Annotated in this window: 13 protein-coding genes; 8 read left to right on the top strand and 5 right to left on the bottom strand. The window is 33.0% G+C overall.

Features of this window, described 5'->3' with window-relative positions; all coding sequences use genetic code 11:
- Nucleotides 1-139 precede the first annotated feature (139 nt).
- The 5 genes from KQA_RS0207945 to KQA_RS0207965 form a co-directional block, all read right to left on the bottom strand.
- Entirely contained in the window at nt 140-2,962 is a 2,823-nt protein-coding gene (locus KQA_RS0207945) for an Ig-like domain-containing protein (RefSeq protein WP_010179868.1), read from the bottom strand.
- A gap of 475 nt (nt 2,963-3,437) precedes the next feature.
- Nucleotides 3,438-5,174, bottom strand: a complete 1,737-nt coding sequence (locus tag KQA_RS0207950) for an ABC transporter ATP-binding protein (protein ID WP_010179870.1) — start codon at nt 5,172-5,174, stop codon at nt 3,438-3,440.
- Nucleotides 5,171-6,040 (bottom strand): aldose 1-epimerase family protein, encoded by an 870-nt coding sequence (locus tag KQA_RS0207955; protein ID WP_010179872.1) that lies wholly within the window; start codon nt 6,038-6,040, stop codon nt 5,171-5,173. Before KQA_RS0207955 ends, KQA_RS0207950 begins: the two co-directional genes overlap by 4 nt.
- A 141-nt stretch (nt 6,041-6,181) precedes the next feature.
- Complete coding sequence (locus KQA_RS0207960; RefSeq protein ID WP_010179874.1) at nt 6,182-7,540, bottom strand: DEAD/DEAH box helicase; 1,359 nt, start codon at nt 7,538-7,540, stop codon at nt 6,182-6,184.
- Nucleotides 7,541-7,725: 185 nt separating this feature from the next.
- Complete coding sequence (locus tag KQA_RS0207965; protein WP_010179876.1) at nt 7,726-8,646, bottom strand: T9SS type A sorting domain-containing protein; 921 nt, start codon at nt 8,644-8,646, stop codon at nt 7,726-7,728.
- A gap of 494 nt (nt 8,647-9,140) precedes the next feature.
- Here KQA_RS0207965 and pabB point away from each other — a divergent pair, with 494 nt between their 5' ends.
- The 8 genes from pabB (at nt 9,141) to KQA_RS0208005 (ending at nt 18,216) form a co-directional block, all read left to right on the top strand.
- A complete protein-coding gene (pabB, locus tag KQA_RS0207970) occupies nt 9,141-10,484 on the top strand; it encodes an aminodeoxychorismate synthase component I (protein WP_010179878.1) in 1,344 nt (447 codons plus the stop codon).
- 8 nt (nt 10,485-10,492) lie between these two features.
- Nucleotides 10,493-11,107, top strand: coding sequence for an arsenate-mycothiol transferase ArsC (locus KQA_RS0207975; RefSeq protein WP_010179881.1), 615 nt, complete (start codon nt 10,493-10,495; stop codon nt 11,105-11,107).
- A gap of 121 nt (nt 11,108-11,228) precedes the next feature.
- The gene (locus tag KQA_RS0207980; RefSeq protein WP_010179882.1) at nt 11,229-11,681 is read left to right on the top strand and encodes a thioredoxin family protein; all 453 of its coding nucleotides are present in this window, start codon (nt 11,229-11,231) and stop codon (nt 11,679-11,681) included.
- A gap of 21 nt (nt 11,682-11,702) precedes the next feature.
- Nucleotides 11,703-13,028, top strand: a complete 1,326-nt coding sequence (gene tilS / locus KQA_RS0207985; protein WP_010179884.1) for a tRNA lysidine(34) synthetase TilS — start codon at nt 11,703-11,705, stop codon at nt 13,026-13,028.
- 42 nt (nt 13,029-13,070) lie between these two features.
- Entirely contained in the window at nt 13,071-15,059 is a 1,989-nt protein-coding gene (locus KQA_RS0207990; RefSeq protein WP_010179886.1) for a protein-disulfide reductase DsbD family protein, read from the top strand.
- A gap of 197 nt (nt 15,060-15,256) precedes the next feature.
- A complete protein-coding gene (gene pfkA / locus KQA_RS0207995; protein ID WP_010179888.1) occupies nt 15,257-16,243 on the top strand; it encodes a 6-phosphofructokinase in 987 nt (328 codons plus the stop codon).
- A 31-nt stretch (nt 16,244-16,274) separates the two neighbouring features.
- Nucleotides 16,275-17,276 carry a type I glyceraldehyde-3-phosphate dehydrogenase gene (gene gap / locus KQA_RS0208000; protein ID WP_010179890.1) on the top strand — a complete coding sequence of 334 codons (1,002 nt, stop codon included), beginning with the start codon at nt 16,275-16,277 and terminating at the stop codon, nt 17,274-17,276.
- A gap of 85 nt (nt 17,277-17,361) precedes the next feature.
- Nucleotides 17,362-18,216 (top strand): BadF/BadG/BcrA/BcrD ATPase family protein, encoded by an 855-nt coding sequence (locus KQA_RS0208005; protein WP_010179892.1) that lies wholly within the window; start codon nt 17,362-17,364, stop codon nt 18,214-18,216.
- Nucleotides 18,217-18,331 lie beyond the last annotated feature (115 nt).

Consider the following 18,331-nt stretch of genomic DNA (forward strand, 5'->3'; position numbering starts at 1 on the left):
TAGTTTTCGTAAATATAGTCTATTAGTTTTTTAACCCAAAGTGCAATTGTTTAATTACTAAATATTTATAAATAAAAAATCGTCTAGAAAATTACTTTCTAGACGACTTTTTAAAAATTAAGTTTTACTACTGAAGAATTTATTCAATAATTAACTTTTTGCTTAGTTTTCTTTCATTAGTCCTTATAACAACAAAGTACACACCTGCTGTTAGGTTTGAAACGTCAAATTTATCAGTCCCATTGGTGAAATTTTGTGTACTAATTACTGCTCCATTAATATCAATTAATGAAATACGGGCCACAGCATCAGAAAAAAGATCATTTAACTTAACTGAAACAACCTCATTTGCTGGATTAGGATATAAAATTACCGCATCTGAATTTTGATCAATAATATTCTTTGCACCAGAATTTACAGGTATAAATGCCCATTGTGTCCAAAATCCATTAAACGAAGTTGGTCGTTGTTCAATTTGGTAAGTACTCCCAGTGTTGGCTCCAGTATCGTCCTTAGTCCGTGGTCTAATATACATGTCACTTTCTTTATTTTCAAGATAGAAAAACCCATCGGTAGCATTTACTATTTTCCATTGAGCGATATCTCCAGAATTGTTTTCTTGCTTTAACCAACTTCCAGAAAATTCATTAAAAGGAATAAAATTCTTTCCAGAGGAAACATTTTGTAAATAAAAGTAACCGTTACTTAAATCAATTTTTTTCCACTGGCTTTTAGTGTTTGTTGTATTTGACGGTGTTTGCACTACTAGTGCGCCTTTAGCATCATTAATAACTCCTACTTTTTTTCCAGTTAAACGATTTTGTAAATAATAAATGTTAGCATTTGTGTTTACTGTAGTTGGATTATTCGGTACTACATTAGCTCCAGTATTAGGTGAAGCTTTTCCAATAGTAACATTAGATGTATCGGTAAAACCACCATCCATTGATGTTGCAGTAATAATTACTGTTCCGTTTTTAATACCTGTAACTTCCCCAAGTTGATTTACTGTAGCTATACTAGTATTGCTTGAGGTAAATAGTACCCTTTTGTCTTTAGCAGTATTAGGTTGCACTTTCCCAGCAAGTTGTTTTGTTTGTCCAACAGCTATATTTAGTTTGGCAGGAGTTAAAACAACTGCTGAAACTTTTGTATTATTTACAACAGGGGATGGGGCTGTAGTATCTAAAATAACCGAAGTAATAGTAGCACTATCTTTAAAATTACCATCTGTAGAAGTGGCAGTAATAGTAACCACACCTCTTTTTAAGGCTTTTACTTGACCGGCTTGATTCACGCTTGCAACGGCAGGGTTGCTAGAGGTAAATACCATAGTATTATCGGTTGCATTAGCAGGAGAAACACGTCCAGCTAATTGTTTTATTGAACCAATTTGAATACTCAGGTTTTTAGGGGTTAAAGCAATTCCTTTTACAGGAATGGCATTGGCCGGCTTAGGAGCAGCTACAACAGGTGTGTTAATTACTGCTTTTCCTGTTACTGTAATATCAGCAGCAACGGTAAAAAAACCATCAATAGCAGTTACAGTAATGGTAGTTTTTCCTGGATTTATACCCGTTACAATCCCAAGTTGATTCACCGTTGCAATTGAGGTATTTTGAGATACAAAGTAAACAGATTTATCTGTAGCTTCAGTAGGAGTAACTCTGCCCGCTAATTGCCTTGTTCCACCTACACCAATTTGTACATTGGCAGGTGTAATGGTAACACCCGTTACAGCAACTTGTGGTTTATTAGATTGTTTTACTCTAACTTGACATTGTCCTACATAACCACCATCGGTTGTTTTTCCCCAAATAGTAGCAGTTCCTTGTGAAACTCCAATAATAGCTCCATTGTTATCTACTGTTGCTACAGCAGGATTACTTGAAGCAAAACTTACCGTTTGATCAGTAGCAAAGGCAGGAATAACAGCTCCGCCAACGAATTTTTTTTCGCCAGTAAGCATGCTTATTTCAATAGGAGTAACGGTGATTCCTTTTACTGGAACTTTTGTACTCGAAAATATATTTTTTGGAGCGGGTGTTCCTTGACCATTTACAGGCTTATATACACGTACCCAATCTACGTACATTTTATTTTTTGATTCATCATTAAGCTCTTTAACCGTAGCAATATGACCAGCATCAGATCTCCAAGAGTGATCTTCTACATCTAAAATCAAAAACATTTCTTCGTAAATCCCCTTGTTTTGAAGTGGGTCTTTAATTACATCATTGGTACCTGGAGCAATTCTTCTAACTAATTTTCCATCTAAGTACCAATCTACATTCCATTCATCAATCCAGTGAATAGCATAGTTATGAAATCCATTCCTTAAAGCAGGTCTGTTTTTTAAAGGTTGATGATCGGTTACATAATGATCCCTTTGCCAAGTGTTATCATTAATAATGGTATTATCATTAGCATTTCGATCAAAAATATGGTAATTGGAATTCATGTGTCTTGAATCAAAAACATGTTCATCACCAAAACTAGAACGATCACTACCATAACTTTCAACAGCATCTAATTCTTGACGGTCATTTTGACTTAACATCCAAAAGTTAGACGATAATGTTTGGTTCATGGTTTGTAGTCGGGCTTCCATGTAAATAGGAAACTTTACTTTAGTTTTTGAAGTAACTACTCCGCAGTACACTCTGTTTTTTCCGTTTGGAGAAGCTTTAATGATTAAGTTTCCATCGGCTACATGTGAGTTGGCACTACTAAAATTACTAAGTCCGGGACCTGTCCAAGCATTAAAATAACGATCATTCCAATTTTTGTAGAACTTGTTATTTTTTCCTTGATAGTTAAAGTCATCAGAATGTTGATTTTGTAATTTCCAAACCTTTCCCGGGCCAGGATACGCGGGGATTGGAGTAGATGACCAATCTTGTCCATTCATCGCTAAACTTGCTAAGCCTATTAGTGAGCTTACTAAAAGTCTTTTTTTCATAAAAAAAATATTATATGTTGAGTTTTTCTGTTAAAAGTTTTTCCTTTTAACGAGGTCGAAGGTAAATTAGAAAATGGAAGATTTTTTATTCAACTAGGTAGTATCATTAGTACATAAGAGTTTGTTAAAAAAGCTAATGATACCTATAAACTGATAAAAGAATGTCTTTATTTATTTAAAACGTTTTAGTGCGGTTTGTTTATTGAATAAGTAATATTTGGCTTACGCTATTTGCCGAATAACTAGATTAAATGTTTTTTTGGAAAATGATTTTCGTTAATAGCTTAATTAGTAGCTTTTTTTAATTTAAGAAGCTTTATTGGGAGTAGTTGTATTGTGTAAGAATACCTATGCTTGAAAGTGTTTTGTAATCAAGAAAAAAATATTAGTAAAAAATTAACAAATACTAACAGCGACTGAGTTTACAGTATTTTTGAATAGAAACTATTCATTTAGCAGAAACAAAAACAAGTGCTTATATTTTTGCTTGATAGGTGTATAAATCAAAATAACGTCCTTGTTTGGCTATAAGTTCATCATGATTTCCTTGTTCCGCGATATGCCCTTGTTCAATAACTAGAATTTGATCAGCTTTTTTTATGGTACTCAAACGATGAGCAATAACAAGTGTGGTGCGACCTGCCATTAGGTTCTCTAAACTTTTTTGAATTAAGGTCTCACTTTCTGTATCCAGATTTGAAGTGGCTTCATCTAAAATTAAAATTTTTGGATTGGCTAAAATAGCACGAGCAATAGCAATACGTTGGCGTTGCCCACCAGAAAGTTTTACACCGCGCTCTCCAATTAAGGTTTCTAAACCCTTTTCAAAACGATCGGTAAATTCGGTGACATAAGCTGCTTTAATGGCTTCTTGAATTTCATTTTCTGTGGCATTAGGTTTTGCAAATAGAATATTTTCTCTAATGCTACCTTCAAATAAAAATTCATCTTGTAAAACAACACCTAAGTTTTTTCGGTAAGAACTTAAAATAACTTTACTTAAGTCTGTACCATCAATAGTAACTTCTCCGCTTGACGGATTTAAAAAAGAAGCCGCTAAACCAGCAATGGTTGATTTTCCAGAACCGGAACTGCCAACTAAAGCAGTGACACTTCCTTTTTTGGCTGTAAATGAAATATGATGAAGTACTTCTTTTTTTTCTTCGTAAGCAAAGGATACGTTGTTAAATTCAATAGTTCCTCTAATAGTTTCTAATTCAAAGGAGCGGCCAGGAAGCTCATCTTCGGCTGTCATGTTCATCAACTCTTCGGTACGATCAAGACCTGCTAATGCTTCGGTGATTTGACTTCCAATATTACTCATTTGCACAATAGGAGCTACCATAAATCCTAGCAAAAGTGTAAAGGATAAAAAATCACCCGTAGTTAAATTTCCATCAATAATAGCGTTACCACTAAATCCCATTATTCCGGTAGTTGCTATACCTAACAAAAACGTAGCAGAACTACTCATAAAAGCTGTTGCAGTTAAACTGCGTTTAACGTTATCAAAAATGCGGTGTGCTCCTTTTTCAAAAGTTATGTTTTCTTGGTCTTCGGCATTAAAACCTTTAATAACACGTACACCAGCGAGTGTTTCGGTTAGACGACCTTTAACTTCGGCATTAATTTTTGCTCGATTTTTAAAAATAGGTCTAATGTATTTAAAGGCTTTTAGGGCAATGATTCCAAAAACTGAAATTGGAATTAATATAAAAAGCGTTAACGGTATACTAATACGGAACAAAAGAATCAAAGAAATTATAGCGGTAAATGTACCACCGATTAACTGGACCAAACCAGTTCCAATTAAATTGCGAACACCTTCAACATCACTCATAATACGAGACACTAATCCGCCAGATTTTTGGTTGTCAAAAAATGAAATAGGTAAGGATAGTACCTTTTTTTGTACTTTAATTCGAAGCTCTGAAATTAAAAATTGAGCTTGTACACTTAAAATTTTAGTTAACAAAAATGACATGCTTGCTTGAATAATGATAGCGGTAATGACACCAATAACCAACCATTTGAGCATTTCTTTATCTTTATTAGCAATTACATCATCAATTAAGTATTTACTAGCCAAGGGGAGCACCAGACCAGCCAATCTACTTACAATAATTAAAAATAAACCTATAAAAACAAGTTTTCGGCGAGGCCAAATAATGGTTTTAAATGCAGTACGGAGGTTTATTTTTTGTTTTTTCATGCAGTAGTGATTTGATAAGCTACGCTAAAGGTTTCATTTGAGGCTAAAGACTTACTTCCTTCTTTAGAAAATAAATCTTGATTGGTATCTATGTGATCAGCATGACCAATCCAAGGTTCAATACATACAAATGGGGCTTTTGGTGCCGCCCAAATTCCTAAAAAAGGAAAGTCTTTAAAGCTAAGACTAAGTATTTTTTTTGAAGCTTTAAATAAGGATACTTTTTTTGATTTTAAATTTTTAAAAACCAATGCATCATTATTAAATAAGTCTTCGGATAATTGAAGTGTATCAGTATTATTTAGCGTTAATTCGGTTTGGTCATTAAAAAGTCCGTCTTTATTGATAAAATGTCTATGAGCTATTTCTGTAGTTTCAAATTTTAATGAATAATCATTGTAAGTTGAACCAGCATCAGACAAACAGTTAAAAGCAGGATGGGCTCCAACAGAAAAAGGCATCGTTTTTTTACCGTTATTGGTTACATTATGTTCAATGCTTAAGTTATTTTTATTAATAGTATAAGTAACTACCAATGTGAAATCAAAAGGATAAACATTAAGTGTAGCTTCATTGGCAGTTAATGTACACTGGATGCAACTTTTATTTTTTTGTTCAATTTTCCAATCCTTGCTTCGACGGGCAAACCCATGTCTATTTAATTGGTATTTTGTGTTGTTATGGATATGAGTGTTTTCTTTTAGTCCGCCAACGATCGGAAATAAAATAGGAGCTTGGCCACTCCAAAAAGTAGCATCGCCTTGCCAAAGTAATTCCGTGTTCGATTTTTTATTGTATAAACTACTTAATTCTGCTCCGGTATTTTTTATAGTTATTTTTAAGTATTCGTTTTCTATGGAGGTCATTACTTATAATTGTCGGTTATAGGTGAATTAAAAAATAAATTTATGTATTTTTTTATGTAATTAGTTCGTAAAAAAATCACAAAATAACAATACTATGATTCTAGGTTAGTTGAACTATATCAGATATCAGATATCAGACATCTATTTCTTTTTATTTCTAAGATTGTAATTTTTATCTCCTTTTGTTTTGGGCTTTTTGTATTTTTTGGCAATTTCTCTACGGTAAGATCCTCCTTGGTTGGTTTTACTATTTTTTTGGCTTTTTTCATGAAAAGCAGCGCCGCTTTCTTCAATTTCTTGGTTTTTACGTCGTCGAGTAGTGTCAATTTCGACAACTTTAGGACGTTCTTCTGGGGTGAGCTCGGTTGAAACTTCGACATTTTCAGGAAAAGGAAGTTCATCAATCTTAATTTTCATTAAGTGTTCAATTTTTTCTAAGTAGCCCAACTCATTAGGAGTACTCATTAAAATGGCATTTCCTTTTTTCTCGGCTCTACCCGTACGACCAATTCGGTGGATATAGTTTTCGGGATAATCGGGTGTATCCAAACTAATGACTTGTGACACGCTATCAATATCAATTCCACGGGCCATAACATCGGTGGCAATAAGTATACGGTTATCACCTTCTTCAAATTGGCGAATACTACGTAAACGGTAATTCTGAGTTTTGTTGGAATGAATTACACAGGATTCACCGGCAAAGGTTTCTTCTAAAAAATCATAAATACGATCTGCCATTCGCTTATTACGGGCAAAAATGATGGTTTTGTAAAAAGTTTCGTAATCATCAAGTAAATTGCCTAATAAATTAAGTTTGGTATAAAAATTAGGAACATTATAACGTGTTTGCGTTATGTTCTCTAATGGAGTTCCACTTACTGCTACAGAAATAGTAGTGGGATTTATAAAGGAATCATCAATAATTTTGGTAACCTTATCGGTCATTGTAGCCGAAAAAAGGATTCCTTGTCGCTGTCGCGGAAGTAATTCAATAATATTCTCTATCTGGAATTTGAAACCTAAATCAAGCATTACATCTACTTCATCAATAACTATTTTTTGAATAGATTTTAAAGCAATTGCTCTAGCCAAGGCCAAATCATATAACCTTCCGGGAGTAGCTACAATAATATCAGCACCTTCGGCAACAGCCTTTTTTTGAGTATTAATATTTGTACCCCCGTAAATACCTATAATTCGATTATTTATATAAGCACTCAATTTTTCAAGTTCGCCAACTACTTGTACAACTAATTCACGTGTGGGAACAAGAATAAGTACTCTTGGATTTAATTGTTTACTAAAAGGGAGCACACGTAAAATAGGAAGTAAATAAGCTAATGTTTTTCCAGTTCCAGTTTGAGCAATACCTACCATATCTTTTCCAGACATAATTACCGGAAATGATTGGGCTTGTATTGGAGTTGGAGTGTCAAAGCCTAAATCAGTTAAGGCATTTGTAAGTGGGGTGTTTAGATTAAGATCAGTAAACTTCACGATGTATCAAATTTAGCGCAAAGGTACGTTATTTGTGCAGGCTTTTATGCAATACAATTTTTATAGGTAATCATTTATTAGAAGTGTTGCTTTTTTTGTTGTATTACACCAAACGTAGTATATACAAATAAAAAAATCCGAAGCCATTCTAGATGACTTCGGATTTAATCAAGAGTTAAAGGATATTATTTAACTGATAATTTGATTGCTTTTTTGTCAGTTTTAACAATGTACAATCCAGTTGATAAACTTTGGATGTTAGCTTCTATTTTTCCATTTTCGTCAGCTTTTAAGTCCATTACTTTAGCACCGTTGATGTCTAAAATAGCAGCACTACTTAATGGTGTAACATTTTCTAAAAATAACTCAACAGAAGCAGGGTTAGGGTATAAAATAGTAGTTTCTTGAGAAATGATGTCAAGTTCTATTAAGTTTACACTTTCAGTTAAAAACTTAGCTCCAGTTTCTTCTTCATTTTCTACTACAGTATTTGTTCCACAAGCACCTTCAGCAAATGTAAAGTATTCTCTTTGTACAAAACAATTACCTCTTCTGGCAGCAATAAAATACTCTACACCTTCCTCTATAACGTTGCTAGCTTGTGATGCACCAGAAAGTTGAACTTGATTTAATACATCTATCGATCCATCTTCTTTTTCTCTTGCTAATGCGATACCACCTGGAGCAAAACTGTTAGAAGCAAAACCGTAGTTCACAGATAATTCTCCATTGTTACATCTGCCTGAGATGTTGATAAAAGAAGTTCTTACAGTAACAGGTTTAGTTATAGCACAACCATCATTTGATGTAATCTCAATGTTATATCTTCCTGAATTTGCAGCAAATGCAAATGCATTTGGTACGCTTGCAGCACTACCTAAAAGATCACCAGTTTTAGCATTGTATAATTTAAGACTATGTGGTCCATTATTACTACTGATGTCTATTCTAATTCTTCCATTTGTTCCGTTACAATCTGATTTAGCTGAATTTGAAGCATCAAAAGTTACAGAGTCACATTGAGAAGTTTGAGCATTCATAGCTAAACTTCCTGTGAATAATAAGGCTAATGCACTCAATTTTAGATTGTTAATTTTTGTTTTCATGTTAATTTTTTTTATTGATTAATGTTAACATTAGTAATACGCTTGAACTTAGGTTTACCCTACCCCTATTACATTAAAAAAAATGATTTTTTTTTTTAATGTAATGTATTAGGGCTGTACTCATAAGGCCTCACGAGTGATCAGAGCCTATCGGTGTTGATTTTTTTAAAACTTATTAAAAATTAATGATAAAATTTGTTGAATGAGTCTGCGGTAGAATAAGCATGGGAAAGACTTAGGTATTTATTTTATGTCACTATTCATAATTAAGTTAGGCTTCATGCAACAAGTTTGAATAGGATCACAACAAATCATGCATTAGCACTTTGTTATGAGTATTGAAAGCTCAATAAAATAAAGTCTTTCCTTGATTTTAGTGTAGCACCGTTATGGTTAAATAAAAAAATGCAGCGAAGGGTTTGGTTTTGCAGAGATTTAGATACGGAATAGATTTTTAATGCAAAATTCGGGTTAAAGCAAACTAAGATTTATATTTGGAGTCCAAAACAAGAAAGCTTAACGTGCGCATTACCCAAACATTTATTATTGATATTGATAAGGTCGAAAGTGTAAAGTTTCAATTATTAGATTGGGCACAACAGTTTGATGAAGTTGTTTGGCTGGATTCCAATAAACACCAGCAAAAATATAGTAATTTTGATGCGCTATTAGCAGTGGAGGCATTTACAAGTATTACTACTGATTTTGTTGATGCTTTTGAAAAGTTAAATGAATACCAACAAGAAACTAAAGATTGGTTATTTGGTTATTTAACTTATGATGTAAAAAATGCTACAGAAAATTTAGTTTCCCAAAATAGTGATGGATTAGAATTTGCGGATGTATCTTTTTTTCAGCCTAAAAAAATTATCCTATTAAAGGAGGATAAATTAGAATTTCACTATTTACGAATGGTAGATGATGAAATAGATTTTGATTTTAATGAAATTTTTAAAATTAAATCCAAAACAAAAAGAGAATTAAAAGCGCAGAAAATTAAAATACGAGTAAAATTAACTCATGATCAATATAGAGAAAGAGTTAAAAAAATGAAACAGCACATTACTCGTGGTGATATTTACGAAGCTAATTTTTGTCAAGAGTTTTTTGTTACAGAAACGGCTATTGATCCTTTAGCTACTTATCGAGCTTTAAATGATATTTCACATGCTCCATTTGCAACTTTTTTGAAATTAGATGATCGATATGCTTTATGCGCTTCGCCAGAGCGTTATATATTAAAAAAAGGTAAACAATTACTATCACAACCAATAAAGGGTACAGCCAAACGTTCCTCTGATAGTATTCAAGATGCTCAATTAGTAAAAGAATTGGAACAAAGTGAAAAAGAACGTGCCGAAAATATAATGATTGTAGATTTAGTACGTAATGATTTATCAAAAACTGCAGAAAAAGGAAGTGTAAAAGTGTCTGAGCTATGTAGGATTTATTCTTTTTCGCAAGTACACCAAATGATATCTACTGTCCAAAGTGTAATGAAAAAAGAGTACACACCAGTAGATGCGCTACGAACTACTTTTCCAATGGGAAGTATGACGGGTGCACCAAAGGTTTCGGCAATGCAAATTATTGAAAATTTAGAAGAGACAAAACGCGGTTTATATAGCGGAAGTATCGGCTATTTTACACCCGAAGGAGATTTTGATTTTAATGTGGTTATTCGAAGTATTTTATATAATGAACCGAAAAAATATGTTTCCTATTCTGTAGGGAGTGCCATTACGGCAAAGTCGGACATAGATGCAGAGTATGAAGAATGCCTTTTAAAAGCGAAAGCTATGCGTCAAGTATTAGAAAATAAAAAAGGATTTAATTAAAATTAAGAATGTATACTAAAATTAAAGACTTAATAAAGTCATTACCTACAGATTCAATTTCGGAGGAAAGAAAAGAGTTATTACAAACCTTATCGGAATATATCCAAAGTAAACTAACGAATAATCAAGAGATTCGGTTGAATTTTATTTGTACTCATAATTCACGTCGTAGTCATTTATCGCAAGTATGGGCGCAAGCTATAGCCTATTATTACAATATAAACAATGTGTTTTGTTATTCAGGAGGAACGGAAGCTACAGCTATGTTTCATATGGCGGCTAAAACATTAGTAAATCAAGGTTTTGCTATTACTCAAATTTCCGAAGGTGAAAACCCAATACAGAGTATAAAATATGCTCAAGATAAACATGCTATTATAGGTTTTTCAAAAACTTTTGACGATACCTTTAATCCACAGTCGGGCTTTGTAGCTATAATGACATGCTCAAGTGCCGATAAAGGATGTCCATTTATTGCTGGGGCCGAAAAAAGAATTCCTATGACTTTTGAAGATCCTAAAGCTTTTGATAATACGCCCCAGCAAGCTGAAAAATATGAAGAACGCAGTGTGCAAATTGCTACGGAGTTAAAATATGTGTTTAGTCTTATAAAAGTTTGCTGAAAAAAAATGAAAGCGTTACATGAAATATTTTGGTTAGTAGCTATAAAATTTCTAGATAAAAGTAGCGTTCCATATTAAATCGTTTGCTAATTCTTATCAAACACCGATTACTTGTAATTTTATGAAAAAGACATTTTTAATAGTAACATTCTTATTTAGTTTCACTTTTTGTAATGCGCAAAAATGGTTGACCGATTTGGACGAAGCCAAAAAAGTAGCTGCAATAGAAAATAAAAAAATTGTAATGGTTTTTATGGGCTCCGATTGGTGTCCACCCTGTAAAAGGTTAAATTCGAATATTTTAAGTTCAAAAGAATTTAAGTCACATGCCGATCGTAATTATGTGATGGTGAAAGTGGATTTCCCTAAAAAAACACCTAATTTATTATCGGAAAACCAAACGGCATACAATCTAGAATTAACAAAAAAATACAATCCATCCCGAAAGTTACCTCGAGTAATAGTGATGGATAAAGAGGCTGAGGTATTAGGGATGGCGGGTTACAAACGAATGAAGCCTATGCAATATATTAAATTATTATCTTCCTTTTCAGGGTTAGTATTTGGTTGGTGATCTTAGTATATTTGGAGTGTTATGCTCAATCAATTCACATCACATTTTAGCACTCATTTTGAAGACTATTCAAAAAGCACCATTGGAGTAGCCATAAGTGGAGGAGTTGATAGTGTAGTATTGGCATACCTGCTAAAACAATCTGGGAATGATATAGCACTGTTGCATTGTAATTTTCAATTGAGAGGAATTGCTAGTAATGGGGATCAAGCATTTGTTAAGCGCTTAGCCGATCAATGGAAGGTGCCTTTAGTTACTACGGAGTTTAATACAGCTGCTTATGCGGAAATTCATAAAACATCAATTCAAATAGCCGCTAGAGAATTGCGCTACCAGTGGTTTGAAAAAATGGCAAAGCTTTACCATTTAGGAAGCATTGCAACAGCACATCATGCCGATGATAATTTAGAAACTTTTTTAATTAATCTTTCGAGAGGAACAGGTTTAGAGGGTTTAACAGGGATTCCTGAAAAAAATGGAATATTTATACGCCCTTTATTACATTTTTCTAAAAATGCATTGTTGGCCTTTGCAAAGCAAGAAGATTTGCATTGGAGAGAAGATTCTAGTAATTCGGATACAAAATATTTGAGAAATCAATTACGTCATTTAGTGATTCCAAATTTTAAGAATACAAATCCTAAATTGCTAACCAACACCACACAGACTTTAACATATTTAAAACAAAGTCAATCTATTGTAACATCATATGTTAATAAGTTAAAAGAAAAAGTAGTTGTTGATGATACGACAACTGGAGGTCTTAAATTGAATATCTCAATATTGAACAAAGAACCTCAATTAGAATTGATATTATTTGAATTACTGAAGGATTATGGTTTTACGGCATGGAATGATATAAAAAAAATGCTAAAAGCACAGTCTGGTGTAAAAGTATATTCTAAAACACATGTATTGTTAAAGGATAGGGAGTATTTATTGTTATACAATGTTGATTTTGAAAGTGCAATTAATACTCCGATTTACTTTATAGATAAAATAGGAGAAACATTAGTTACTTCTAACGGGAGCTTTATGGCATTGGAGTCCAATACACAAGATTTTAAAGTATCTATTGAAGTAGACGCAGCTATAATTAAGTTTCCTTTGACTGTAAGAAAAAGAGAAGAAGGCGACTATTTTTACCCGAAAGGGATGCAGGGCAAGAAAAAGTTAAACAAATATTTTAAAGATGAGAAGCTATCTTTTCCAGAAAAGGAAAATGTTTGGTTAATTTGCTCACAAAATGAAATAGTTTGGGTGGTAGGTAAAAGAGCAGATAGACGCTTTTCGGTAACAGAATCAACTCAAACTAAGGTGGTATTAATATTTGAAGGTGATTTGTAGATCCAAAAAATATTAGTCAAAACAACGATAACAGCGTAACATATGAAAGTATACATTAAGTTCTTAATAAAATTTCTATTTCTTTTTTTAATTTTTAATGCTTCAGCACAAGTTTTTAATCCAGTTAAATGGACTACTTCTTCTAAAGAATTAGGTAATAATGAATATGAAATTCAATTTAAGGCGAGTATTGAAAAAGGCTGGCATATTTATAGTCAGCATTTAAAAGGAGATGAAGGACCTTTACCAACAGAGTTTAGTGTAAATGCTAAAAATATCAATCTAGAGGGAAATGTTGTTGAGCCAAAAGGGATAGAAGGTTTTGATAAAACTTTTGAAATCAATATTAAATATTTTGAAAATTCAGCTGTTTTTACTCAAAAATTAAAATTACTTGACGGTTACCAAGATCCGATTAAGGCATCGGTATTATTTATGGTGTGTGATGATGAACGTTGTTTACCACCTGAAGAAAAAGAGTTTTTGATCCATTTAAAAACCTTAAAATCACAAGCAGGAGCTATAAGTGCCTCAATTTCAGAAAAAGATAAGCTGTTGTCAGAGCAATTACGTCTTCCTGTTAAATCAAATGGGGCATACAAATTGTCAGTCACAGAGAAAAAAGGTTTATGGAAATTATTTTTTTTAGGTTTTCTTGGGGGATTAATCGCTTTATTAACACCATGTGTGTTTCCAATGATCCCTTTAACAGTATCTTTTTTTTCGCATAGTTCGGGGAGTTCCAAAGAAGGAATAATGAAGGCATTGTTATATGGCTTGTTTATATTAACCATATACATATTAGTAAGTGTTCCTTTTCATGTAATGGATTCTGTAAATCCGGATATGCTTAATAATGTATCCACAAATACTTGGTTAAACGTATTATTCTTTGTCATTTTTGTAGTGTTTGCTATTTCATTTTTTGGCTATTTTGAAATTACATTGCCTTCAAAATGGAGTAATGCCATGGATTCAAAAGCTACAAAGTTGGGTGGTGTACTTGGAGTGTTTTTTATGGCATTAACACTAACCTTAGTATCTTTTTCTTGTACAGGTCCAATTTTGGGATCATTGCTTGGTGGATCATTATCTAATGATGGTGGAGCTATTCAATTAACATATGGTATGGCAGGTTTTGGATTAGCCTTAGCATTACCTTTTGCATTTTTTGCATTGTTTCCTAATTTATTAAATAAGTTACCCAAAAGCGGAGGGTGGATGACTACGGTAAAAGTAGTTTTAGGATTTATTGAGTTAGCCTTTGCTTTAAAGTTTTTATCAAATGCTGATTTAGTAGAACATTGGGGATTATTAAAACGAGAAGTATTCGTAGGTCTTTGGATTATAATTTCATTGGGTCTAGCAGCTTATTTATTTGGAATATTCCGTTTTCCGCATGATGCACCTAATCAAAAAATAAGTAATACTCGAAAAGTATTAGGGGTAATAGCCTTTGTTTTTGCAGGATATTTAGTACCCGGAATATTGCCAGCAAAAGAGCCTAATCTAAAATTGTTGAGTGGATTTCCTCCTCCTATTTTTTATAGTATTTATAATGATTCAACAGAAAGTTCACATGCTTTTGGAAAACATGTGTATACCAATTTTGAAGAAGGTTTTGCAGCTGCGCAAAAAATGAACAAGCCTATATTAATTGACTTTACAGGGTGGGCATGTGTGAATTGTCGAAAAATGGAAGAGCAAGTTTGGAGTATTCCTAATGTGAAAAAAATATTAGAGGATGATGTAGTGTTGATTTCTTTATATGTTGATGATAGGGAAAAACTAAATGAATCCGATAGATTTACATATCAATTCCCTAATTCTAAAAAGCAAAAAAAAATAAAAACAATAGGAGATAAATGGGCGACCTTTCAAACTATAAATTTTGTAAACAATTCCCAGCCTTATTACGTATTAATGGATACGAGCTATAATTTGTTGCAAAATCCTATAGGATATACACCAGATGCCGATATTTATTATAATTGGCTTAAAGAAGGAGTAAATAAAAGCGGGAAAAAATAAATTTAGACCGTTATTTTAAGGTGCTTTTTTAAGTGGTTAATAATACAAAAAAATTCTGTCGGACAATTTAGTTATTTGTTGAGTTTCTTTTAACGAAAAGCTTAATTTATTAAAAAATACACAATTTATTAGCCGAAAACGTTTTAGTTTTTTGCTAGATTAGGTTATTATATTCATTTAAAATACTTTTGGACTCAATGACTAATAAAATTACAAAAATAGGAGTATTAACATCCGGAGGTGATGCTCCAGGGATGAATGCTGCTATAAGAGCAGTGGTACGTGCTTGCGTGCATTATAATATAAAGTGTGTAGGTATTTATGAAGGTTATAAGGGCCTTATAGAGAATAATATGGTGGAGCTTGATGCTCGATCTGTAGCAAATACAATTAATAGAGGAGGAACCTTTTTAAGGTCGGCACGATGTTTAGAGTTCATTGAGCCCGAAGGCAGAAAAGTTGCCTATGATAATTTAGTGAAGGAAGGAATAGATGCCTTAGTTGTTATAGGTGGTGACGGAAGTTTTACAGGTGCATTAAAATTAAATAATGAATTTAATTTTCCTGTAGTTGGAATACCAGGAACTATTGATAATGATATTAATGGAACTGATTACACTATAGGATATGATACTGCTTTAAATACTGTTGTTGATGCTATTGATAAAATACGTGATACCGCAAGCTCGCATAATAGATTATTTTTAGTTGAGGTTATGGGACGTGATGCTGGTGATATTGCAATTAGTGCAGGTATTGGAGGTGGAGCCGAAGAGATTTTGATTCCAGAAAAAGATGACTTTAGTATTGATCGATTAATGGAATCATTAGCGCATAGTAGAAAAACAGGAAAAACATCAAGTATAATTATTGTTGCCGAAGGTAAAAAAGGAATGAATATTTTGGAAATGCGTGATTATGTGCATAAGCATAGACCAGAATATGATGTACGTGTTTCTGTGCTAGGACACTTACAAAGAGGAGGAGCTCCAAGTTGTACAGACCGAGTGTTAGCAAGCAAACTAGGAGTAGGCGCAGTTGATGCCTTAATGGAAGGTTTGTCCAATGTAATGATTGGAGTAAGTCACCGTAAAGCGGTCACTGTTGATTTAAACATTGCACTTGATAAAAATAGAAAGTTAGATAGAGATTTACTGCGTGTAGCAGATATCGTTTCTTTATAATAAAATTAAATATTAAACTAAAATTTGAAATATGAGTACTTTAAAACTAGGAATTAACGGTTTTGGACGTATCGGTAGAATTGCTTTTCGTATTGCTTCTGAACGTGAAGATGTGGAGATTGTAGCAATCAATGACCTTTTGGCCGTAGATCACTTAGCTTACATGCTAGAATTTGATTCAGTTCACGGAAAATTTAATGGTACTGTTGATGTAAAAGACGGGAACCTAGTTGTAAATGGGAAATCAATCAGAATTACTGCTGAGCGTAACCCTGAAGATCTAAAGTGGGATGAAGCAGGAGTAGATGTAGTTCTTGATTGTACTGGAATTTTTACAACATTAGACAAAGCGCAAGCTCACATTAAAGCTGGAGCTAAAAAAGTAGCTATTTCGGCTCCTTCTGCTGATGCTCCAATGTTTGTGATGGGTGTAAATGATGATAAGTTGACAAAAGAAGATACTATTGTATCTAATGCTTCATGTACAACAAACTGTTTAGCTCCTATAGCAAAAGTAATCGAAGATAACTTTGGTATTGCAGAAGGATTAATGACAACTGTACATGCTGCTACTGCAACTCAAGCGGTTGTTGATGCGCCTTCTAAAAAAGACTGGAGAGGTGGACGTTCTGCTTTAAATAACATTATTCCTTCGTCAACTGGAGCTGCTAAAGCAGTAGGTAAAGTAATACCTGAATTAAATGGATTATTAACTGGTATGGCTTTTCGTGTACCAACTGCCGATGTTTCTGTAGTAGATTTAACAGTTAAAACTAAAAAAACTGCTACTTATGAAGATATTAAAGCTGCAATGAAAAAAGCTGCTGATGGATCAATGAAAGGAGTACTTCAGTACACAGAGGATGCAGTAGTGTCTCAGGATTTCGTAGGTGAAAGTCATACATCAACTTTTGATGCAGGAGCTGGTATTGCACTTAACGATAACTTCTTTAAAATTATATCATGGTACGATAATGAGTTTGGTTACTCTACCAAACTAGTTGATTTAGCTACCAAAATTGGTAACCTATAACATATTTTAAAAGCCCTGTACAAATTTGCAGGGCTTTTTGTATTTTATTTATACAAATAAATCATTAATTACTAATACATATTCTATGATTTTACTTGCTGATGGGGGATCAACTAAGTGTGATTGGATTCTTTTAGATCACAATGGTGAACAAGTGCTTAAAACGAGAACAAAAGGACTGAATCCTGCTGTTTTTAAATCAGATATTCTTGAAACTAGACTTTTTGCTAACGAAGATTTAAAAGATTATAAGTCACAAGTTAAAAGTGTACACTTTTATGGTGCTGGTTGTGGTACTCCAGGTCCAACTAAAATTTTAGAAGATATATTGGCAAGTTACTTTGTAGGTGCAGAGATAATGGTTAAAGAAGATATGGTTGCAGCTGTTTTTGCGGCAACTACAGAGCCTGGAATTGTATGTATTTTAGGAACTGGATCAAATAGCTGTTATTTTGATGGTGATAATATTCAAATGGAAGTAGAATCCTTAGGTTACGTACTTATGGATGAGGCTAGTGGAAATTATTTTGGGAAACGATTAATAAGAGATTATTATTACAAGCGTATGCCTAAAGTAATTGCTGATGAATTTGAAAAACGCTATGATCTTTCTCCCGATGCTATAAAGGAGAATGTATACAGAAATGAAAACCCAAATACTTATTTAGCAAATTTTGCTGAATTCATTTTTACTAGTGAAGAACGTAATGGCTATTTCTATTTATTGATTACCGAGGGAATTAAAAAGTTTATTGAAAATAGAGTGATGTGTTTCCCAGAAGCTCAAAACGTACCTATACATTTTATAGGGTCTATAGCTCACTTTAGTCAAGATATTATTAAAGATGCTTTATTACCTTATCATTTAACTATGGGAAATATAGTTAGAAGACCAATTGATGGTATTATTGATTACTATCGAAATGAAATTCTTTCGTAAAAAGAGCTAAAATATCCCATCATTCTTAATACTTTTCTAGGCTCTTTAGAAAGGTATTTTTTTTATAAAAAAAGCCACCTTAAACGCGAATTATAAGATGGCTCTTATACGAAAT

Source organism: Aquimarina agarilytica ZC1 (genome assembly GCF_000255455.1).
In the GTDB taxonomy this organism is placed as follows: domain Bacteria; phylum Bacteroidota; class Bacteroidia; order Flavobacteriales; family Flavobacteriaceae; genus Aquimarina; species Aquimarina agarilytica.